Genomic DNA, 22,050 nt, shown 5'->3' with positions numbered 1-22,050 from the left:
GACATAAGATGTAAAGTATACCAATTATAAAGGAGGGAAATTATTATGCCTTCATTTTACAGAGAATATCATCCTTTTATCAGTCAGTTTGATCCCTGTCCACCGATAAAAACAAAAGTGTACTCAACGCCGCCCAATTTATTTCTTGGTTTTCAGCCACCACACCTTCCTCAGTTTAGTCCAATGGAAGCTTTAAAAGCAGGCACTCTATGGAAAGCTCTTTACGACCCTTACTACAGTCCATATGAGAAAAAAATAAGGGAGTGAAAAAATTATGAAGCAGCTTCCACCTGAATATTATCAATTATTAGAACAACTCCAAGCCGTCGACTTTGTACTAGTCGAACTAACCCTATACTTAGATACCCATCATCATGATCAAGATGCTATTAATCAATTTAACCATTATGTAAAAGAACGAGAAAAATTCAAAAAGTTATATGAAAGCAAATATGGACCTTTATTGCAATTTGGAAATAGCCCATCTGGTTCACCATGGGATTGGGATTCACCCCCTTGGCCTTGGCAAGTGTAAACATACTTCAAATATTTAATTTTGCGATAAAGGAGAATAGAATATTATGTGGTTATATGAGAAAAAGTTACAATACCCCGTTAAAGTGAGTACCTGCAATCCAATGCTTGCAAAATTTTTAATTGAACAATATGGAGGTGCAGATGGTGAACTTGCAGCTGCATTAAGATACTTAAATCAGAGATATTCCATCCCTGATCGTGTTATTGGATTATTAACAGACATAGGAACAGAAGAATTTGCTCATTTAGAAATGATTGCTACGATGATATATAAATTAACGAAAGATGCTACTCCAGATCAACTGAAGGCTGCAGGTCTTGGTGATCACTATGTTAATCATGACCACGCCTTATTTTACCATGATGCTGCAGGCAATCCTTGGACAGCAACCTATATACAGGCAAAGGGAGATCCAATTGCTGATCTATATGAAGATATAGCTGCAGAGGAAAAGGCTAGGGCCACATACCAATGGATCATCAATATGAGTGATGACCCAGATTTAAATGATAGCCTCCGTTTTCTTAGACAAAGAGAAATCGTACATTCCCAGCGTTTTAGAGAGGCAGTAGAAATTATTAAAGATGATCGGCAGCAGAAAAAGATTTTTTAAGGTTATTTTCTGTTTATATTCAAAAAGATACCTCCCTCGTAGGTATCTTTTGTTCTTTATAGCCCTCTTCATATCTTACACCTTTTTACTTTGCTTGATGAAATAAATTTATGTCGTAGAAATCTTTTAATTTATTATACATTTCATGTCGTCTGTTCCACGTTTCACTATTCCCAAATAAATCTTTACTTTTATCAATAAACTCGCAACGCAAGTCATGGAACTCTTTTTCTGCTTTATCCCTCTTTTGTCTCAATACATTCATATATCCAAATACTCCGATTATAAACAGAAGAATATAAAGATTAATGCTTTCTTCCACATACACGGAAAACATAACAGCAAATGAATGGGAATAGGGTATAGCAATTTGCTTATAAAGCCAAAGAAAATAACAAAAGGTCGTAAAGATAGTACACCACATAATGAGTATGTGACGTCTTTTTAACAGATCAAATTTTTTCTTTTTCTCGATTATTTTTAGGATAACTTTTTTAGTTGTTCCATCTAACACATAGTCTTCAGGGAAGATTGGACTTTCCAAAGTAGCTCCCTCCTTTAAATAGCACAATTTTAAAGTATCTGTTCTTCACATAGACCTCATGTGTAAGCAACATAACTTATCAATCGCTTTATAAATATATATGTAGTTAGTGGACAAGTTAGAATTAATTAATTATTGTTCAAGTACAATTTTTAACGTTTGTCCTAACTGAACTTGGTCATTTGTCATATTATTAGCGGATTTTATTTTTTCGATTCCATCCCCATTAGGGAAATATTTTAAAGCGATTCGATATAAATTTTCTCCTTTTTCGACAGTATGATATACTATCTTCTCATTTGCATTTGCTTGCTCCATGACCTCTTCCGTTTCTTCATTTTTTGGCGGATTCTCACTTGTTTGTTCCGATTCAGTCGTTTCCTTTGTTGCTTTATCCTCTTCTTCTACCGTTTTTTCTTTTGAATTATCTGTAGGTACATCTTCCTCTTCTTCTGTTTCGGTTGTATTACTATCTATCACTAATTCTTCTTGTTCTCCTTCTTCCGTTTTGTCCTGATTTGATTTATTATTGGATGGATTTTCTTTTTGTATATTTACATTTTCAAATAAACCAGGAGTATTTTCTGTTGATAAAAGATTAGAAAAATCTTTTCCATTTAATAAACTATTTATTAATAATAAGACAACTGGCAAGAGCACAAATATAAATGCTAATAAACTAATTATTGGAACTTTAAATTTTTTCTTTTTATTTTTATGAACAGCGCTTCTTGAAGGCAATGAAGATTCTTCCGCTCGTTCCTCGGATTTTTCCTCTTCCTTTGTCACCTTTTTTAAACGTTGTTTCTGTAATTCAGCTTGAACCCTATATGGATCTTCTTTTTTCATTTACATCCCATCCTAACAATTCCCCAATAAGTGAGCTTTTCCTCCACCGAACATTCACTTTGATACGCAAATTTCCTTTTGATACAAATTAAACCGAATAATACAACCGAGCAGGAAATCAATAAGAAAATGCATAATCACTGTAACCCAAAGATTTCCTGTCACTTCATATAAGACTCCAATAACAATACTTACTAATACAACATTAGCAAATAAAAAAGGATTGAATAAATACCGATAATGCATAATAGCAAAAAGAAGACAACTTAGAACTAGCCCTAAATTAGACTGGATGACACCACGAAAAAGTAATTCTTCACTAAATGCTACTATTAATGCTATGAACGCAATATGAAAAGGATGTCTATCTTGAAAAATTCGTTTGTTCACACCACTATCATCATGATAATGAGTAGTAAACCGATTCATCAACCAAATATCCAATATTACAACCACAAGTGCCGCAATGATTCCAATTATAAAATCTGTCCATTCATACTTAAATAACTCGGTAATTGGAGGATTCCATCTAAATATAATCATATGTAGAAAGAAAGCTATAATTAATAGGATAACTTGGGTCATATATACATTTTTCAATAGATCACGATCTGTCAATTGGTTAATTAACTCCATATATTTTGCTTTATTCATTTTCATACCCTACTTTTTTATATTTAAAATAAAAGCTAACTGCTCTTTCCAATCAACTTGTGGCATATCCTGTCTATTGTTCTTACTTTGAAAGAAATCAGATAACTCCAATCCACATCTGTCACAGCATTTTTCTTTTCTTTTGCTTTTGTACTTTTCTCCGAAATATTCCATAATATACTTTCTTCTACATGTTTCAGAATGTAACCAAGCTATCAGTTCTTGTATTTTCTGTTTTTTTACTTTCACTCTTTCTTCACGGAACTTACAATATAATTCTAGAGAATGCCACAATTCTTCCATTGATTTATTTTTTGGCTCAATATATGATTCCAAAACTCGCCACTGTATTTCAGAAAAAAGCATTTGTAACTGATAACTTTCATTTTTCATCCAATCATCAAATGTTCGGTATTTCCTTAAAAGTGCTTTCCATTTATTAATCTGAAGCTCATCTGGCAACTCCGATTCAATTAACTGATAAGCAATCCATTCATCGCCTGGTGTATAAAGAACCATCGACACACTCTGGTTCCCATCCCTTCCTGCTCTTCCAATTTCCTGAAGATAAGATTCTAATTGTGTAGGCATATGAAAGTGGATAATAAAGCGGATGTCTTCCTTATTAATCCCCATTCCAAATGCACTTGTAGCACAAATAACGTCTAGCTGACCAGCTTGAAATTGTTGTTGCACGAGGATTCGGTCTTCCTGGGACATTCCTCCATGATAGGCCATTATTCGTTTCGAAGCTCTTTCTTTTAAGAAAGCAACAGTCTGTTCAGCCAACTTTTTACTAGAGAAATAGACGATTCCCTGCCCATCAAGCGCTTGAATATTTGCAAGAAGCTTCTCCATTTTTTCTTGGGTATGTGCTAATTCTTCAATATTAATAGCAATATTAGGTCGATCAACAGAATAAATAATCTCCTCAACATTTTCTAGATTTAACGACCTCTTAATATCCTTGCGAATTTCTTCTGTAGCTGTCGCTGTCAAAGCTAATGTCAAAGGATTATTCAATTTTTGTCGAATTTTCCCTAATTTTTGATAATCTGGTCGAAAATCATATCCCCATTGTGAAATACAATGTGCTTCATCAATTACAAATAAGCAAATCTTCATTCGTTGAAAAATTTCAAGGATATGAGTCATAGAAATCATTTCTGGGGAAATAAAAATATACTTGTATTGGTTAATTCGTTTAAGTACCCGTTTCTTTTCTCCTGGTGTTAGAAAGGAATTTAAAGCAACTACTCTTTTTTCCCCTTTCATCTTCATTTGTTCTACTTGATCCTGCATTAAAGATAAAAGTGGAGATATTATGATGACGGTACCTTCGAGAAGGATTCCGGCAAACTGATAACATAACGACTTTCCTGTTCCAGTTGGCAGCATCGCCAGCGTATCTCTATGATTAAGAACCGACGCAATCGTTTCTTTCTGTCCTCCACGAAATTGGGTTAATTGAAAGTACTCTTTTAGTTTGTCTTCTAATTTCATCATGAATCACCATACCTTGCCATCACCACACGTATCTCAAAATAAGAGACATCTGGTAATTGTTGCTTTATTACCTTTAATGATTTAGACGATGATTGCTCGATGCTATCTTTAATTCTCGTCATTTTTTCCTCGCTCACCAGACTATGAACTGGAAATGTAGGAACATTTAATAATACTTCAATAATATGGTCTTCAATTGTACTTTGTTTTAAATTTCTTAAATGAACAATTTCCTCTATATTATGGCCTTTTTGAATAAGATCATATGTTTTTGCTGTTGAAGCCGTTAACGTATAATTTTTTTTATTATCTTCAATCATATAACATAATAAGGAATAGTCCTCCTTATTAGAAAGGATTCTTTCTATCATAAAATGAAGAATAGCAAGAAAAGATAACTGATATAAGGAGGGATCCATTTTCATTTCTAATGCAGCTTGATCTGACGTAAGACCTATTTTTTTTAAACCTGTTAATCTGTTAATCAGGATTGCTGGATTTATTTCAATCTCCTCAAGACATTTTACTAAATCTTTATAAAGGTACTTATTAATGTTACTTCTATCTATAGCTATTGAATGGAGAGTCTCTTTCAGCCATAATTGGGTCACAGGATTTCTTTGTACTGGTATATATCGAATACTGTTTCCAGACAAATGGGAAGCAACTTGTATAAATAAAGACAATCTCTGCCAAAAAGGCTCTGTAATGGCATGAAATTTCCAACCATTTAAATAATTTGGAAGTGGATTATCCTTTAACAAATTCTCCAACTCTCCCTTTCTAGTATCATTAATAAAATAATGATTATCTAAAGACTGTACAAGCCATTTTTCCTTATATAATGTTTGAATAACTTCCTCTAATTGCTCTCTTGATAACATAGGAAAGGACTGATATAAGGAGGTTAACTGAAAGATATGAATATCTTGGATTGTTTGGGATGATTTTTTGCCATTTAATATATGAAGGATGGAGTATATGGTCCTTTCTCCATTCATTTTATATAAACAGTTAAGAATAATTATTTTCAAAAAGGACATACATTCATCTTCCTCTATATTCGACAAATTTTGTTGAAATTTGTTTGTAATATTTCTTTTATTTTAACATGAATTCAATTATTAAGTGAACTTTGATCTCCCAACATCTAATATTTTTAGTGAAGCGAGCATTAATCTTTCTAAAAACTGCTTGAATTTTTGACTATTTTAAGAAAAGTTATTCTGACTTTCTACTTTTTCTGTCTCTTTTTTATTGAAAAGTTAAAGATTCAGTCTTACAATAAGATAATAGTAAGGAGTATGCTAGTCATGTATATACTCCGTATGAATAACACTGGAGGTTTTTTTACTCATGGCAAAATATACAATTGTTGATAAAGACACATGTATTGCATGTGGAGCTTGCGGAGCTGCGGCGCCTGATATTTATGATTACGATGACGAAGGTATTGCATTCGTTATGTTAGATGATAATGAAGGAACAGTTGAAGTCCCTGAGGTATTACTTGATGATATGTTAGATGCTTTTGAAGGTTGTCCGACTGATTCTATCAAAGTTGCGGATGAATCTTTTGATGGAGATCCACTAAAATTCGAATAGTTTTCTTTATCATAAACAAAGCAGAAAGGAATTATGTATCCTTTCTGCTTTTTATTTATTAAGCCGTATAAAGTGTAAGAGATGATACTCCCTATAGGATTAGCGAAAAAAAGGTGACCTACTAGGCGAAAAGAGGGCACTGAAAAACTGCAATTTAACCATAATTGTTGGTGGCCGACTTTTAAATTTGGGTATTTCATTCTTTTTCAAATAAATCACCCCATATTTAATTGGGAGAAACTATACTTTTCGTGCAGCCCCACGGAAAGCGCAGTGTATTCAAACTGCGAGTAATAGCAACAGACTGTTTTGAAACCTTCTTGATAAAACTTAAAACACGAATGGTTATACGTATATTACCGCATAACCATTCGTGTTTATCGCTAGCTGACATGCTTTTTTCCCTGTCCCTTAAGATTAAACATTTCGTGATGGAATTTGTTTATTAATCCATACACCCATTTTTGAAAATACTAACGTAAATATTATTGAAATAATTATCCCTTTTAATAAATTGAATGGAATAATTGCGGAAATAATTGTTTGTCTTAATATAGTAGTATCATTCGGAATTTTCATTAACGCATTATAGAAAGGTAGCATGATAAAGTAATTAAATAGACTTAATAAAGCAGTCATGATTAAAATACTTAATGTTAAACCGATAGCCATCCCTTTTTTTGACTTAATTTTATTATAAATAAAATAGGTTGGCAGTATAAATGAGATTCCAGCGATAAAATTAGCAAAATGACCAACTGGAATTCCTGTTTCACTTCCTGTTATTAAATAATCCAATATATTTTTTATCAATTCAACTAATATTCCTGCTACAGGTCCTAAAATAAGTGCTGCAACTAAAGCTGGAATATCACTAAAGTCAACTTTTAAGTAGCTTGGAAATGGTGGAATTGGAAATTTAAGCATCATTAACACATAAGCTAAACTACTCATCATCCCAATCAAAACATACTTTCTTACATTCATTTTTTTCTTCATTTTCTTCTCTCCTTCTTTTTAGGATCCATCTACCTAAGAAGAAAGATTCAGCAATTTATTAAGAATACTGCAAATAAAAACCCTCAAGCTAAAGATATACTTGAGGGAGTAGTTTAAAGGTTGCATTCTTAATAAACGTTCTAAAAAGCTATTTTGAACGATTGCAGAACCTCCATCTTCTCCCATCCAGACTTTACTGTCGGTTTTGGAATTTCACCAAATCAACCTACCGAAGTAGGGTCACGGACTTTGAGTGCAAGACTCATCACCGTCGGTCGGGAATTTCACCCTGCCCCGAAGATAGACCAATATTAATTTGTTGTTTTACAATTGTTATTATACATGAAACAAACAATATTTGTGAAGAAGTTTGCTTAGAACTTCATTTATTGTTCACAATTTCACATATAAAAGACTTATTTTCACTCAAAAAGAGTTCACAAAATACTATTATTCTTTAACTTCGGGATAGTATCTTGTGAACGCTTTTTGCCGTTAGCCTTTTTTAATAAAAGGATTCGGTTGATTCCTCTCATGAAAGAAACTAACTCACTTTACCTATTCCTATACATTCTAAGTAAATTCCTCATTTTTATCTTCTATAAGATACTCACTGCTTTTTAGATATATACTTGCCTTCTTATATGGTATCGTTGTATATTCTGAGTCATCTTCTTTCTCCAATTCCAGCTCCATTTTCTGCATGCTTCTCTTTATATACTCTTCTTCCAACTTTTTTTCTTCCTCTAGAAGCAAATTTTTTTTAGGAGAGTGAATGGGTTCTGTTACTACATCCTCTACCTCTTCTTGCACAGCTATTTTTACAGTCTGACCTACTTGTACATTTCCTAATACTAAAATTGGATTTATTGCATTTTCTTTTGTAATGGTCCACTCTTTATTATGTATTTCAAAATGTAAATGTACACCAGAGGAATATCCTGTATTCCCCATTTCACCAATCAATTCCCCTTTTTTTACCAATTGTTTTTCCTTTACAAGCAGTTTATTTAGATGAGCATAGACCGTTTCTAAGTCATTTTCATGTTTAACAAAAATAACATTGCCATAGGATTGAGAATAATAGGATTTTGTTACGACCCCTTCATCTACCACATACACTTTGTCTCCAAGATCTCCTGCAATATCTATTCCTTTATGTGTCCCATTTCTTGTATTAAAGGTATCCGTTATTATTCCTTCACTTGGCCAAGTCCATGCTTTTGTGCGGTCAGCGAGGGAAAATGCTTTTGCTTGTGAATGCTTGCCCCCTAAAAACAGTAAACTTATAAATAATAGCATAATAGCGGCTATAAGTATTCGCCGAATATAGTCTCCCATTAGTATCCTCCTTTTCCTTTCGTATCAAAAGACAGTCTTGTATGGAAAATTTGCATGAAGAGGTCCATTTAAAATTCACCTATTGCAATTGACATTTACATAGATTCCTACTCTTCATATACAGATATACAATAAAATCAATTTTTTTACTAAACATGCATTGTATCTGTTTGCTCCTATTAAAATGTATTAGCAATTCTTTCTTTTAACTAACAGTCCCTACTGTTTCTACTCTTTCAACTTATGAGTACATGTTAATTGTTAGAACTATAGAATAGGCAGCTGTAAAATCTTTCCCTTCTGTCACTTATAGTTGTTTAAAAAGGCAACAAAAATTATTTTATTCATTTATTCTTTTTTTATCCTATTTTGTTCCAAGCTTTGATAAAAGGATGAATATATTTTCTCAAAATAGCTTCCTTTATTAATTTCATGGGGAAGCACTATTTTATTTAATTAGAACATAAAAAGAGGCTGGGACATAAGCATTTCAATCAAAAACAAACACGAACTATAATGTAATTAAATTACATTATAGTTCGTGTTTGTTTTTTTAGAAAAAGATTTAAAAACGAAGTGTAATGGAGCGGAGGACGCTCGACTCCTGCGGGAAAAAGAGGAAAGGCTGAGACCCCGCAGCGAATGCGAGGAGGCTCAGCTTCCTCCCCGGCGCATCGTGCGTCTGTAGCGCAATGGAACGACTTAGTTTTTACACTTAACTATATTTAAAAACATAGATAACCCTCATGAGAAAGTAGCTTTATTTAAGAGCTAAATTAAAGATTGTTCGTCTTTAAAGATTAATTATTTAGTTTTGTCCCAGCCTCTTTCCCTTTATTCTTTTATATCCACTCTATTTGCAGCAACTGGAACAGCTAATTCTTTCGTTAATTGAAATTCACCAACTGCTTCAACTTTCGTATTCTCAAACTTAACTGTTGAGTATTTAAAGTCCTTTGCAGTTAAAAGGATAGATTCGATTGCATATAACGTCTTCTGATCCTCTTCCATTTTACTTTCATTTGACAAATGGACAATTAACTGCCTTTTCCCTTCGTCCTTTGAAACCTTATCAATATCAATTGTATCAGGGATTGATGCTGTTAATCCATGTGTTTCCATATCATCTTCCATTGCATCAAAAGCATTTTCAATTGTATCATAAGGTTTTTCCCAAGGTACATATAATGGTTTCTCTGTTGATTCATCTTGCAAAAGGAAGTAAGCACGTTTTTCCAGCGGACTATATTCAATAGTCGTTTCTTTTCGATTACCGAGCTCAACTCCTAGTTTTCCGTCTGTATAAAACATCATTTTCTTTGCACCAATTGTCTGCAATTGCTGCTGAATTAGTGTATTAAAAAAGTCCTCAGAATGTGAACCAATGTTCGTCAATTTTTGTTTCGTGTCTACTTCGATGGTATTATTACTTAAATGATAAGTAAACAGCTCTGGACTAATTGGAAAATAGTCACTTAACTGTTTATTAACACCAATCATTTTATCTATATTTTGAACATATAAATCAAACCTAGATAAATGATTCGGATTTTCAACTAAAATGCTAACAGGAACAATCACTTGGATATTTTGATCAGGAATTGGATAGGTTATTACCTCAGAATCACCTACGTCTTCATGATATATAGCAACTTTTGTAAGAGCCGGTGAGGCCATTTTCGTTTGCCGATCCGTAATTTCAGAATTTTGTATTTCATTTTCTTCTACCTTTTCGGACACACTATTTTTCATTAAAGCAGAATTATCAGCAACTTTACTTTCGCTCTCCAATGATTCATTGCTGTCCAAAAAACTTTGACTAATAATAAATAGAATCATCATTGTGCATACTGTCGCCAATATTGGCATGAATACTCTTGTTTTGTGAACAGATTTCTTTCTCATTTGGATAGTATGATAAATAAATTCCGGGCTCCGTTCATCTTTAATAGATGGCAATTGCTTAAGGGTTTGCTTGATTTTTTCATCATTCCACTTTTGTTTCGGCATAAGAATCCTCCTTCCCCCCGTTTTCCTCTAAAAAGGTCCGTAGTGCCTTTAATGCTCTGTGCTGTGTTGTTTTCACTTTACTTTCTGTCCATCCAAGTGTTTTCGCTGTCTCTGATATGGAAAGTTCTTGAATATATCGAAACACAATAACCATTTTCTGGTCTACTGTACAATATTGTAACGCATTGTAAACACTCTTCATTTCTTCCGATTGCATGGTAATTTCTTCTGGAAGAAATCCATCTGCTTTTATTTGCTGTTTGGACCAGTCAAACTTATCAATAATACGCTCTTTCCAATTCTTTTGTTTACGAAAATGGTCGATGGCAACATTTCTAGCAATACTAAATAACCAGGTTTTCTCCGTACTCTTACCCTCAAAGCGATGATAGGAATTTAGAACACGAATATAAACTTCTTGTACTAAATCTTCTGCCGTCTCCTTGTGATTTACCATATAAAATAAAAATTGAAAAACGTCATGATGATACTTAGTATAGATTTCATCAAAAACGGAGTTCATCTTTTCCCCTCCCCCGTTCAATATATTAGTCGTAATTTAGTGTCATTAGTTTCAGTATTTTATAATTAATTCTAGTTTCTTTTACTTATTCCTTATAATGTGCAACTATCATCAGTACTTTTTCTTCATCCCATACTGATAGTTGAAACATTTTGAGCACTCACATACAGTTGATCTCCCGCCTATTTTTCATGAAATTACTTAGCAAGCGTTCCGTCTTACAGAAGTTTAATAGTGGAATAAATATAATAAAAGGGGGTCAAGAAAAGTTTACCCTTACAAGTTATACTTGCATGTAGTAACATTCCTACATACAAAATGGAAAAATAGCTTGTAGGGTCAAAATCCTTCCATGACACCCCCATATGTTCTATTATGTTAAATTGTTTCTCATGAATCAAGAAGAATCGGCACTTTCTCTAATTTTCTTCTTTATTTCGAGGTAAAAAGATAAAAAATGTCGTCCCTCGACCATATTTACTGTAAACAGAAATATCGCCACCATGGGCGTCAATGATATTTTTTACAATAGCTAATCCTAGGCCAGTCCCTGCATTCCCTCTTGTTCTTGCTTTATCTGCTTTATAAAAACGTTCAAAAACATATGGCAAATCTTCCTCAGGAATACCTGCCCCTGTATCCTCCACTTCTATATATACTCCGTAATCATCAGAACGAGCACGTAAAGAAACAGTACCCTCACTCGGCGTATGTCGTAAACTATTATCCATTATATTGGTTAAAACTTGCTCGATACGATCTGGATCCAGCTCATATTCACCAATATCTTCTGAAATAAAAACAGTAAAAACTATTTCCTTCTCTTTCGCAATTGTTTTAAACTTTCTTGCAACGCGGTTTATAAAGCTATTTAAATCAACTTGTTCTTTTCTTAGTTCTAAGTAGCCAGTTTCCATTCGGGCTAAATCTAGAAATTCATTTACTAAGCGCCCCATTCTTAATGACTCATCGTAGATTATCCGTGCCATTTCTCTCTTTTCTTCCTCTGATTCAGCAATATTATCTACAATTGCTTCACTATATCCTTGTAACATACTTATCGGAGTTCTAAGTTCATGAGAAATATTCGCAATAAAATCAATCCGCAACTTATCTAATTTCCGTTCCTCTGTCATATCGCGAATAACCACAATTGCTCCCCTAATATCCTTTTTATTATAAAGGGGACTAACAATCATAACCCAGTTTCTGCCTTGTAAAGTGATTTCATCTATTTGTTCGTTACCAGTATGGACGGCAAGCTGAAATAATTTCTTCAGTTCATTAGGAATTTGCGCATGCATATCACTTAATTCGCCTTTTTCATAATACCAGTGTTGCAAGAATTTTTCTGCTGGTGGATTGGTAAGGAGCAAGCTCCCATTTCGATTAAGTGTTAGTACCCCATCTGCCATTCCACTTAAAATATTATCCAACTGTTCTTTTTCTTGGCTTAAGGCGTTCATATTAAAATGTAATCTTCTTGCCATTTCATTGAACGCAATCGAAAGTTCACCGATTTCATCTTGCGCCATTATAGGTACCTTTGTCGAAAAATTCCCTTGAGATACTTCAAAGGCAGCTTCTCTCATCTTTCTTAAAGGCGCAGTAATTCTTGTTAATAAGAAAAACGCAAATATCGTCGTTAAAATAATGGCAATAACAGCAGCTAATACGATAAATTTAGCTGTTGACTGCTTAGATTCATTCATCGATTGTAAAGACTGATAAATAAAAACAGCCCCATCATTCCCATTAACATGTAGGGGAGAACCTACGATTGCTACCTGCTCAGGTGTATCATCCTTATTCTTCCATCTTGTCATCACAACGGTTGGCTCATTACTTGATGCCACGTTTTTTAATGCTTCATTTTCTTCAATGTAAGAAACGGAGAGTTCCTGTAGACGACTCTCTGGATAATAATAAATTTGGTCAGGAGAAGAAATGATGAATGCTCCAGTCGAATGATCTAAAAGTTCCCCTACAATTTCTAATCCAGTCTGATTATTGTGTTCTTTCATTATTTCTGATATTTTAGTTGCTGTATTGGTTAATTCAGTTTCCGTTTGCTCTGTATAATATTGCTCAAAATACTCCAGTAGCATGATTGTAAGAATCGTTAAAACAACGGAAACCAGCAATAAAAAGGTTATCCAAAGCTTAAATACTACGCTTCGCCAAAACTTCATCCATTGTTAACCTCAAACTTATAGCCTACTCCCCAAACAGTAACAATCATGCTAGCTGCCTCTTCCGAAACGCGATTAAGCTTTTCTCTTAATCTTTTAACATGTGTATCGACTGTTCTTAAATCACCAAAAAATTCGTAATGCCATACTTCTTTTAATAGTAATTCTCGATCAAATACCTTATCTGGAGACTTAGCTAGGAAATATAATAGTTCATATTCCTTTGGAGTTAAGCTTACTTCTTTACCGCTAGCTAATACACGATGTGCATCATGATCAATGGTTAATGCTGGAAATATGATGACGTCCTTTGATGAGCTGTCACTTTGTTCAAATGTAGTGGTGGTTGAACGTCTCAAGAGTGCTTTTACTCTTAAAACTACCTCTCTAGGACTAAATGGCTTTACAATATAATCATCTGTACCAACTTCAAATCCTTGAACTCTATTTACTTCTTCCCCTTTAGCAGTAAGCATGATAACAGGAGTAGTTTTTTTCTCTCTTAACTCCTTGCATACCTCCATACCATCTTTTCCAGGCATCATCAGATCGAGTAAGATAACATCATAATCAGTGTTTAATGCCTTAGAAAGAGCGCTCACTCCATCTTCCGCTTCCTCTACAGTAAACTCTTCTCTTTCTAAGTACATTTTTAAAAGACGTCTAATTCTTTCTTCGTCATCTACCACTAGGATTTTAATTTCCTTCTCCATCGTTCATACCTCCTAACAAAATACACGAAACGATATATTGTCCTATTATGTTTCGTATGTTACATGTATAAATAAATGCAATGTATGTTATGGACTATTATTTATACTGCAGTTTTCCAATTAAATAGTAAATTATTTAGATGATTTCTCTTATTTGTCACATTTATTATAGCATTATTATCATGCAGATATTGTTATCATCCCATTGCCATATGTGACACTTTTATGAACTTTTGTTGATTTACCTATTTATAACAGAACAAATGAGAAAGCTTTTTCTGATATTCAGTGAATAAATAGAAGCAGCAGAGGAAAGTCATTGTATTAAATAAACTCTCTCCAGCTGAAATCATATATATAGTATAATTACCCCTTCTTTTTCTGTGCTTCTGCTCTCAATAACTTCACTTCATGTGCAGTAAGTTCCCGAGCATCTCCAGGTTGTAAACCATTTAAATTTAAGAAAGAATATCTTTCTCTTTTTAATTTCATAACAGGTGTTCCAATCGCCTCAAACATTCTTCTTACTTGACGATTTCTTCCCTCATGGATTTTCAACTCAACGATACTTGTTCCTTTTTTCTTATCGACAGACAGGATTTTTGCTCTTGCTGGAGCAGTTTTTCCATCCTCTAGCATAATGCCTCTTTCCAATTGCTTTACTTTTTCCCGCGCTGGTATTCCCTTCACTTTAGCAACATAGACTTTTTCAATTTCACCCTTTGGATGCATCATTAAATTAGCAAATTCTCCATCGTTCGTTAACAAAATAATGCCAGATGTATCATAGTCTAGGCGTCCAATTGGATAAATTCTTGCTTCTATTTCAGTGAAATAATCTGTGACGACTTTTCTCCCTTTATCATCATTAACACTAGAGATTACTCCTCTTGGTTTATATAGTATGAAATAAACAGGTTCTTCTCTTTCTACAGGGATGCCACTTACTTCAATTTTATCGTTAGAACCGACTTTTACGCCTAACTCTTTAACTGTTTTTCCATTAACCCTTACTTTTCCTTCAAGGATTAATTCCTCTGCTTTTCTTCTTGATGCAATTCCTGCATGTGCAATTACTTTTTGTAGTCTTTCCAACTCTATCACCTCATCCAATTTCTCAACAGTAAAAAATGATTGATCGTTTTTATAAAGTATTTCTAAATGTTTATCCTATTTTTATAGTGTCAATTTATTAGAAAATAGACTAATTCAAAACGCTTGATCGTTCTTTTTTTGCCATTCCTATGAATTATGACATAAATTGATGAAATTTCAAAGAAATCTTTGAAATTAGGGGGTGCTACTCATTAAATACTACCAAAATTAAAAACCATTTTTAGAACTCACTTAGAGAGAATCTGGTAAACTAAAAAACAAAAAAAATGCCTTAAGACAAAGTTCCTAAACAAAAACTTCACCTAAGACATTTTGTTGTTATTTTCCAAACATTAAAGTTACCACAACAATAGCAGCGATAAATCCAACAAGATCTGCTAGTAATCCGACTTTTAGGGCGTCGCCCATCTTCTTTATCCCTACAGCACCGAAATAAACGGTTAATACATAGAGGGTTGTATCTGTGCTTCCTTGTATGACAGAAGCAAGCCTTCCAATAAATGAATCAGGTCCATAGGTAGAAATTAAATCGCTTGTCATTCCTAATGCCGCATTTCCTGAAATCGGTCTAATAATGGCAAGTGGTGCTACTTCAGATGGAACCCCGATAAAGTCTAATACCGGCTTGAGAAAGCTCATAAAATACTCTAATGCCCCAGATGCACGAAAAATAGAGATTGAAACGAGCATTCCTACTAAATATGGAATAATGGAGAAAGCAATCTGAATTCCTTCTTTTCCACCTTCTACAAAGCTTTCATAAGTTGGAACTTTTTTAAATGTCCCATACAGTAAAATAAACCCAATGAGGGAAGGAATCATCCACAATGAGATTAAAGAAATTATTTCCATCACTCATCACCCTTTCCGCATTCTCTTATGGTAAAAATAGCGGTCAATCAAAATCCCACCAATACAAGAGAAAATGGTTGCGATAATGGTTGGTCCTACTATATCTGTTGGAGACGCAGAATGATAGTTCATTCTAATTGCAATAACCGTTGTCGGAATTAAAGTTATACATGATGTGTTTAGGGCAAGAAAGGTAATCATACTGTTACTGGCTGTATTCTTGCCACCATTTAATCTTTTCAACTCTTCCATTGCTTTAATTCCTAATGGTGTTGCCGCATTCCCTAATCCAAATATATTTGCAATCATATTCGATAATATATACCCCATTGCAGGGTGATTCTTTGGAACCTCTGGAAATAGCTTTGCTACAATTGGCCTAAATAGGTTTGTAAGTTTTCGGAGCAAGCCTGCCTGCTCCGCTATTTTCATCATTCCAAGCCAGAAAACAAGTACACTAATCAGGCCAATACATATTGTCACTGCTTCTTTTGCCCCAGAAAAAATTGCTTTATTAACCTCATCCATTGTCCCATTAATAGCTGCAAAAACAATGCCAATTATAGCAAGGGCAGCCCAAATATAATTAACCATCCTTGCCAACCCCAGTCATTGCCATAAACATATTCTTGAAATAATCTAAAAAGCTTTTGGTTTCTTTGTTCTTAGCATGTTTAAAATGAATAGGGACACTATCAACAAGCTTATCATCTAAATATATTTTTGCTTCACCAACTATTTCAGGTACATCCTCCTGATTTCTTTGCCAGTCTTCCTTTAGTTTTGTTAGTTTATACTCTACCTTAAATAAATCTTCCTCTTTCTTTGTCACAGGGAATTCAACAGCTGATTTTAAATAAATTTTATTTTTATAGAACTTATCTTTAACTGCTTTTATTTCCCCTTCCTCTAATACCTGTACCATTTTATATTGCTTAAAAGCCGTTTCAAACAGATTGATATGATCGTCCCAGTCATCAGGATCATTTAAAGTGACAGCAATATATGACACTCCATCCTTTTCAGCCGTACTAACTAACGTTCTTTTTGCTCTCTTCGTATAACCAGTTTTTCCTCCAGTTGAATATTCATAAAGACTTGTTAATAGTTTATTTTTATTTTTCCAGACACGATCCCATTTATCATTGGAGCTTTCAGAACGATAGCTTTCTGTTCCAGCAATTTTTTTATATGTATCATTGTTCATTGCATAGCGGGTAAGTAATGCCATATCATATGCTGAAGAATAGTGGTCTTCATGATCATCAAGTCCATGAGGGTTAGCAAAATGCGTGTTTTTCATTCCGATTTCTTCTGCCTTTTGGTTCATTAAATAGACAAATCCATCTAAACTTCCACCAACAGTTTCCGCAATTGCAACTGCAGCATCATTTCCTGAACGAAGCATTAAGCCATATACTAAATCCTCTAATTTAATTTTTTCCCCTTCTTGTAGATAGATAGACGATCCTTCTGTTTTTATGGCCGTACTACTGACAGTCACAGTCTTATCCAATTTTCCAGACTCAATTGCAAGAATGGCTGTCATTATTTTTGTTATACTGGCAATTCTTCTTTGCGTATATGCATCCTTTTCAAAAATAACTCGTCCAGAATCTTGTTCCATTAAAATAGCACTTTGAGCGCTCACGTACATTTGTGCACTGCTTTTTTGTGGAATAGCAAGGAACAGAATGGAGGTAATGATAGTAAAAATAATAATTTTACGTGATTTCATTTAACACAACCTCGTCTCCTTTTATGATTTGTACAAGTTTATGAAAAGAAAGACAGGCATATGACTATAATTCATGCTTTACTAGGAAATAAAAAATATGCAGCCCAGTATACTGCGCTACATACCAAAGATAGCTTTATATTTTTTTACATCTTTTTGCAAATTTACTAGGCTTTCCAGTTAATAAGGTCTCCACTTTAATTCACTTGCTTTTAAAAATCTATTTTCAACATCTTTCCAATTAACGATATTCCACCAATTTTCTACATACTTTCCTCTATTATTTTTATACTGTAAATAGTAAGCGTGTTCCCAAACATCTATTACTAATAATGGAATGGTATCCCATTGTGTTAAAAGCATGTGACGCTCAGATTGAAGAACTTCTAAATGCCTTGCTCTTGGAGACCATACTAAAAGCGCCCAGCCAACACCCTCTACCGCTTTCGCTGCTTCTGTAAAGTGCAGCTTAAATGCTTTGTAACTACCGAAATAATCCTTTATCTCTTCCAATAACGCCCCTTTTGGCTCCCCACCGCCATTGGGACTCATATTATTCCAAAAAATCGTATGGAGATAATGTCCTGAACCATGAAAAGCAAGCTCTCTAGACCAATGTTTCACAAGTGTAAAATCATTATCCTTTCTTGCTTCTTTCAACTTTTCCTCTGCCTTGTTTAGCCCATCCACATAGGATTGATGATGTTTCTGATGATGCAACTCCATTATTTCTTTTGAAATATAAGGCTCTAGTGCATCATAAGCATATGGTAGTCTTGGCAATTGATGTTTCCCAACGGCTATGTTTGGCTCCTTCATAAATATTGTTCCAAGCTGTTGTCTTTGTGCAAAATAGCTTTCCATCTGATCATGGAGCTCCTCTGCCTCGTGTTGTATTTTAATTAATTCTTCTGTTTCAATGGGTCTTCTTTGAACCCCTTCCATTAAATGCGAAAACTTATCAAGCCTTTTCCATATACTTTCTTCCTTTTGTACTTCTTCTGCCTCTAATAAGCTTTTTAATTGCTGGTTCCAAATCAGCACATTTCTTACATATTCATTATAACTACTCATCTATATGTCAACTCCATTCCTTCCAAAATCGTTCTTATAAAAGGTATGACAATAGAGGTGGCATCATGTCTTTAAAATGCAGTCAGCGCATATCTTCTAGGACAGTAATTCTATTGAAAAACATAATACACGCTTCCTGCGGATGATAACCAAAAGCGTCTATTCGAAAAAATAAAAAACCCAAACAATTATACGAAATTTTTGTTAACATCTCGTTAAATTGTTTGGGTTTATATTTGGTCGGAATACTTAAGTCCCATCGTTTTTTAATCTTCTATTTGCTGAAAAGATTCAAAAAACAAATCTGCTTCTTCTTGATTAAACTCTTCTTCTTTTTCTGTTAATGGAGGAAGTTCTCCTAAACTCTTTAACCCAAAATGGTCTAAAAATTCCTTTGTTGTTCCATAAAGAATTGCTCTTCCTGCCCCATCTGCCCTACCAACTTCTTTAATTAGCGCTTTAGCAGCCAGTGTATGAAGTGGTCTTTCTGTTTTAACCCCTCGTATATCCTCAATTTCCGCCCTTGTAATTGGCTGTTTATAGGCAACGATTGCTAACGTTTCTAATGCAGCCTGCGATAAAGTGGAAGCATGGGGAGATTCCACTAACTTCTTTAAATAATCCGAATGCTCCTTCTTTGTGGCGAATTGATAAGTACCAGCTATTTCAATAATGGAAATTCCTCTGGATTTATCTTTACGATAATTTTTAATTAACTCATCTACTAATTGTTCGACCTCTAATTGCTCCAAATCTAGGACATGCATTAATTGCTTGATCGTTAATCCTTCATCCCCGGCAGCAAATAAAAGACTCTCAACGATCGCTTTCCAGTCATTCACTTTCAACCTTTTATTCAACTTCCTTTCCCATTACAAAAATATCTGCGAAGTTTCCTTCTTGTTCCACAAATATTTGTCTTCGCTTTAAAAGTTCTAGTATAGCCAAAAAAGTCACTACAATATGTGATTTTGTCGCAACTGGAAAAAGTTCATCAAAAGACGTTCTCCCTTTTCTATTACGTAAGAAACCAACAATTTCATCCATTCGACTTTCAATCGGTATTTCTTGCCTCGTGATTTTTGTTGCAAGTGGCGCCTGCAACTTTTTTCGTTTAAGCAATTTTTGAAAGGCAGCTAGCATATCATATAAAGAAACATCTAATTCTTGCTTTGCCATTTCCTCGGTCTTTAAGCTGAAATCTGATAAATCACTCGGAGGTTTTGTAAATATAAGCCCTCTTTCTAATTCCATCTCTTTTAAATCGTCGGCTGCCTCTTTAAATTTCCGATATTCTACTAACCTTTCAATTAAGTCTTCTCGTGAATCCTCTTCCGGTTCATAGATCATATCGTCATCCAGTAAATCTTCCTCGTGCTTTGGCAAGAGCATTTTGCTTTTAATTGCTAGAAGCGTTGCTGCCATTACCAAGAATTCACTTGCTACATCTAATTGTAAAACCTGCATAGCATGAACATAATCTAAATATTGTTCGGTAATTTCTGCTACGTTAATATCATAAATATCAATTTCCAATTTATTGATTAAATGAAGAAGCAAATCTAGCGGTCCTTCAAAACTATCAATTTTCACATTATACTGCATCATTCTCACCAAAATCCTAATAGAATACCCTTAACTTAATAATGATAGTATTAGTATAGAGGAAACACAATAGTTATCCAACAGAAAAATCATCCAATTCACTATTTTATAGCTTATCATTACATTTTTTTTCATTTATCGATATAATAACAACCAGAAAGATAGCATTTTCTAAGCTTAGTTATTAATATAATGAAAGTTATGTACAAAGTTGGCTTTTATCTTTAAGCCCAGCTAATAATAAAGGAGACTATTATGTATCCAAAAGAATATCTGCAATTTCTTGTTCATTTTCATGGGGATCAAGATTTTTTTGAGTGTCATGAAATATTAGAAGAATACTGGAAAAAGGTCGATTGTCGGAATAAGGAATCCATTTGGGTAGGATTCATCCTCATGGCCGTCTCTGCCTATCATCATCGAAGGGAAAATTTCAAAGGGGCACATAAAACAATCATGAAAAGCAGGAAGCTTTTAGAAAAACACAAAGAAGGCTTACATGCGTTAGGACTTGATGGGGAAGGCTTACTCTATTTATTAAGGCAACAAGAAAAAAATATCGCGCAAACCCTTTTATTTCGTCCTTATCCGTTACCTATTTCTGATTCCCACCTAGAAAAACAATGTAGAAAGTTGGCACACTCCATGGAAATCAGCTGGAATAACCAAAAAGATATCCCCATAGAAATTATACATCGCCATTTAAAACGTGATAGAAGCCTCGTTATTCAGGAGCGCGAAGAGGCTATTCAGAAGCGTCAAAGAGAATAGGCACTATTTTTAGCCAATTAAAAAGAGACTATTTCAGACAGGAAAAACGTTAGATGTTTTTTCCACAACTGAAACAGTCTCTTCTACTATTTATCTACTTGAACACCATCGCTACACTTAGATAAAAAATTCACAATTAATTCATTTGATTTCATTGTACGATTAGGATAAAGCCCTTTAACAGCCTGTACCATGGATTTCCCAACACCTTGGTGTCTATGAGATGGATTTACAGATATATGATGTATCGTAATAGAAGCTTCGTCTTCAAAAATAACACCGATTAAACCAATAATATCTTCTTCATCTTTCCACAGAAATAATTGCCAGTTTTCATCCGACTCATATTGTTTAATTGTTTGTTGTAATACTTTTAAATCTTTTTCTGTAGGCATAAAAGATAATAATCCCATTGCAATCTTTTCAAATGCCTTTTTATATCGAATAATCATTAATATCCCTCATTATTTTTAAAACATAGTCATTAACAGTTTTCCCATCAAGAATAAGATTCAATCAATCTTTCCTGATCTAAAATCAAAAAAATATTCATCTGCACCGAAGTTGCCACGAATTTATTATCATCTTCTTCCCTCTTTTGCAAGAATTATCTAGGACCGGCCAAAAAAAATTATATATGTTATTGGTTCTATCATACATAAATTAGTGATATTCTTCAATGAAAATCTTATAAGCATTAGGATTCATTACCACATATGCCCAATTACCTAATTTCTTTTAACATTCTTTCTAATTCTTACACCAATAAGCTTCCTTTTTAACAAGTAATGTAAACGTAAATACTTG

At 33.8% G+C, this 22,050-nt stretch carries 24 protein-coding genes and 1 riboswitch; of the genes, 5 read left to right on the top strand and 19 right to left on the bottom strand.

Features of this window, described 5'->3' with window-relative positions:
* Positions 1-45 precede the first annotated feature (45 nt).
* From QQZ16_RS05675 to QQZ16_RS05665, 3 genes are read left to right on the top strand one after another with little or no spacing between them, the layout of a single operon-like run.
* A complete protein-coding gene (locus QQZ16_RS05675) occupies positions 46-267 on the top strand; it encodes a spore coat associated protein CotJA (protein ID WP_031537380.1) in 222 nt (73 codons plus the stop codon).
* 7 nt (positions 268-274) lie between these two features.
* Positions 275-535 (top strand): spore coat protein CotJB, encoded by a 261-nt coding sequence (locus tag QQZ16_RS05670; protein WP_235249931.1) that lies wholly within the window; start codon positions 275-277, stop codon positions 533-535.
* Between the two features lie 46 nt (positions 536-581).
* Positions 582-1,151, top strand: coding sequence for a manganese catalase family protein (locus QQZ16_RS05665; protein ID WP_031537377.1), 570 nt, complete (start codon positions 582-584; stop codon positions 1,149-1,151).
* Between the two features lie 85 nt (positions 1,152-1,236).
* Here the strand turns inward: QQZ16_RS05665 and QQZ16_RS05660 are convergent, their stop codons facing one another.
* From QQZ16_RS05660 to QQZ16_RS05640, 5 genes are all read right to left on the bottom strand, one after another.
* A complete protein-coding gene (locus QQZ16_RS05660) occupies positions 1,237-1,695 on the bottom strand; it encodes a DUF2663 family protein (protein WP_031537375.1) in 459 nt (152 codons plus the stop codon).
* 132 nt (positions 1,696-1,827) lie between these two features.
* Positions 1,828-2,544 (bottom strand): LysM peptidoglycan-binding domain-containing protein, encoded by a 717-nt coding sequence (locus QQZ16_RS05655; RefSeq protein WP_235249928.1) that lies wholly within the window; start codon positions 2,542-2,544, stop codon positions 1,828-1,830.
* A 54-nt stretch (positions 2,545-2,598) separates the two neighbouring features.
* On the bottom strand, positions 2,599-3,198 hold the full coding sequence (locus QQZ16_RS05650) for a CPBP family intramembrane glutamic endopeptidase (protein WP_235249906.1): 600 nt from the start codon (positions 3,196-3,198) through the stop codon (positions 2,599-2,601).
* Between the two features lie 9 nt (positions 3,199-3,207).
* The gene (locus tag QQZ16_RS05645) at positions 3,208-4,704 is read right to left on the bottom strand and encodes a RecQ family ATP-dependent DNA helicase (protein ID WP_235249893.1); all 1,497 of its coding nucleotides are present in this window, start codon (positions 4,702-4,704) and stop codon (positions 3,208-3,210) included.
* Entirely contained in the window at positions 4,701-5,705 is a 1,005-nt protein-coding gene (locus QQZ16_RS05640; protein ID WP_284561177.1) for a helix-turn-helix domain-containing protein, read from the bottom strand. Before QQZ16_RS05640 ends, QQZ16_RS05645 begins: the two co-directional genes overlap by 4 nt.
* Positions 5,706-6,060: 355 nt before the next feature.
* Between QQZ16_RS05640 and QQZ16_RS05635 the strand changes: the two genes are divergently transcribed.
* Entirely contained in the window at positions 6,061-6,309 is a 249-nt protein-coding gene (locus QQZ16_RS05635; RefSeq protein ID WP_031537368.1) for a ferredoxin, read from the top strand.
* A gap of 417 nt (positions 6,310-6,726) precedes the next feature.
* Here the strand turns inward: QQZ16_RS05635 and QQZ16_RS05630 are convergent, their stop codons facing one another.
* The 13 genes from QQZ16_RS05630 to QQZ16_RS05570 form a co-directional block, all read right to left on the bottom strand.
* Entirely contained in the window at positions 6,727-7,308 is a 582-nt protein-coding gene (locus QQZ16_RS05630) for an ECF transporter S component (RefSeq protein ID WP_031537367.1), read from the bottom strand.
* A gap of 170 nt (positions 7,309-7,478) precedes the next feature.
* Positions 7,479-7,614, bottom strand: a riboswitch (FMN riboswitch).
* Positions 7,615-7,881: 267 nt separating this feature from the next.
* Entirely contained in the window at positions 7,882-8,649 is a 768-nt protein-coding gene (locus QQZ16_RS05625; RefSeq protein ID WP_081836626.1) for a M23 family metallopeptidase, read from the bottom strand.
* Positions 8,650-9,483: 834 nt separating this feature from the next.
* Complete coding sequence (locus QQZ16_RS05620; protein WP_031537365.1) at positions 9,484-10,659, bottom strand: GerMN domain-containing protein; 1,176 nt, start codon at positions 10,657-10,659, stop codon at positions 9,484-9,486.
* Positions 10,637-11,203, bottom strand: coding sequence for an RNA polymerase sigma factor SigX (sigX, locus tag QQZ16_RS05615; RefSeq protein ID WP_268817824.1), 567 nt, complete (start codon positions 11,201-11,203; stop codon positions 10,637-10,639). Before sigX ends, QQZ16_RS05620 begins: the two co-directional genes overlap by 23 nt.
* 398 nt (positions 11,204-11,601) lie before the next feature.
* On the bottom strand, positions 11,602-13,374 hold the full coding sequence (locus tag QQZ16_RS05610; RefSeq protein ID WP_235249839.1) for an ATP-binding protein: 1,773 nt from the start codon (positions 13,372-13,374) through the stop codon (positions 11,602-11,604).
* Positions 13,371-14,087 (bottom strand): response regulator transcription factor, encoded by a 717-nt coding sequence (locus QQZ16_RS05605; protein ID WP_235249831.1) that lies wholly within the window; start codon positions 14,085-14,087, stop codon positions 13,371-13,373. Before QQZ16_RS05605 ends, QQZ16_RS05610 begins: the two co-directional genes overlap by 4 nt.
* A 366-nt stretch (positions 14,088-14,453) precedes the next feature.
* The gene (gene rluB, locus QQZ16_RS05600; protein WP_235249822.1) at positions 14,454-15,182 is read right to left on the bottom strand and encodes a 23S rRNA pseudouridine(2605) synthase RluB; all 729 of its coding nucleotides are present in this window, start codon (positions 15,180-15,182) and stop codon (positions 14,454-14,456) included.
* Between the two features lie 339 nt (positions 15,183-15,521).
* Positions 15,522-16,055 carry a spore maturation protein gene (locus QQZ16_RS05595; protein WP_031537357.1) on the bottom strand — a complete coding sequence of 178 codons (534 nt, stop codon included), beginning with the start codon at positions 16,053-16,055 and terminating at the stop codon, positions 15,522-15,524.
* A 6-nt stretch (positions 16,056-16,061) separates the two neighbouring features.
* On the bottom strand, positions 16,062-16,649 hold the full coding sequence (locus QQZ16_RS05590; RefSeq protein ID WP_031537356.1) for a nucleoside recognition domain-containing protein: 588 nt from the start codon (positions 16,647-16,649) through the stop codon (positions 16,062-16,064).
* Positions 16,642-17,793, bottom strand: a complete 1,152-nt coding sequence (locus QQZ16_RS05585) for a D-alanyl-D-alanine carboxypeptidase family protein (RefSeq protein WP_031537355.1) — start codon at positions 17,791-17,793, stop codon at positions 16,642-16,644. The genes QQZ16_RS05590 and QQZ16_RS05585 overlap by 8 nt, the downstream gene beginning before the upstream one ends.
* A 180-nt stretch (positions 17,794-17,973) precedes the next feature.
* Positions 17,974-18,867: a superoxide dismutase gene (locus QQZ16_RS05580; RefSeq protein WP_235249808.1), complete on the bottom strand. Its 894-nt coding sequence runs from the start codon at positions 18,865-18,867 to the stop codon at positions 17,974-17,976.
* Positions 18,868-19,133: 266 nt separating this feature from the next.
* The gene (scpB, locus tag QQZ16_RS05575; RefSeq protein ID WP_235250112.1) at positions 19,134-19,715 is read right to left on the bottom strand and encodes an SMC-Scp complex subunit ScpB; all 582 of its coding nucleotides are present in this window, start codon (positions 19,713-19,715) and stop codon (positions 19,134-19,136) included.
* 4 nt (positions 19,716-19,719) lie between these two features.
* Positions 19,720-20,472, bottom strand: coding sequence for a segregation/condensation protein A (locus tag QQZ16_RS05570; protein WP_031537351.1), 753 nt, complete (start codon positions 20,470-20,472; stop codon positions 19,720-19,722).
* Positions 20,473-20,727: 255 nt separating this feature from the next.
* Here QQZ16_RS05570 and QQZ16_RS05565 point away from each other — a divergent pair, with 255 nt between their 5' ends.
* Positions 20,728-21,243 (top strand): DUF309 domain-containing protein, encoded by a 516-nt coding sequence (locus QQZ16_RS05565; protein ID WP_235249793.1) that lies wholly within the window; start codon positions 20,728-20,730, stop codon positions 21,241-21,243.
* 86 nt (positions 21,244-21,329) lie between these two features.
* Here the strand turns inward: QQZ16_RS05565 and QQZ16_RS05560 are convergent, their stop codons facing one another.
* Positions 21,330-21,695 (bottom strand): GNAT family N-acetyltransferase, encoded by a 366-nt coding sequence (locus tag QQZ16_RS05560; protein WP_235249784.1) that lies wholly within the window; start codon positions 21,693-21,695, stop codon positions 21,330-21,332.
* Positions 21,696-22,050: the final 355 nt, after the last annotated feature.

Origin of the sequence: Bacillus sp. T2.9-1 (assembly GCF_950097965.1) — a bacterium.
Classification (GTDB): domain Bacteria; phylum Bacillota; class Bacilli; order Bacillales; family Cytobacillaceae; genus Niallia; species Niallia hominis.
This window is presented reverse-complemented; position numbering and strand designations above follow the sequence as displayed.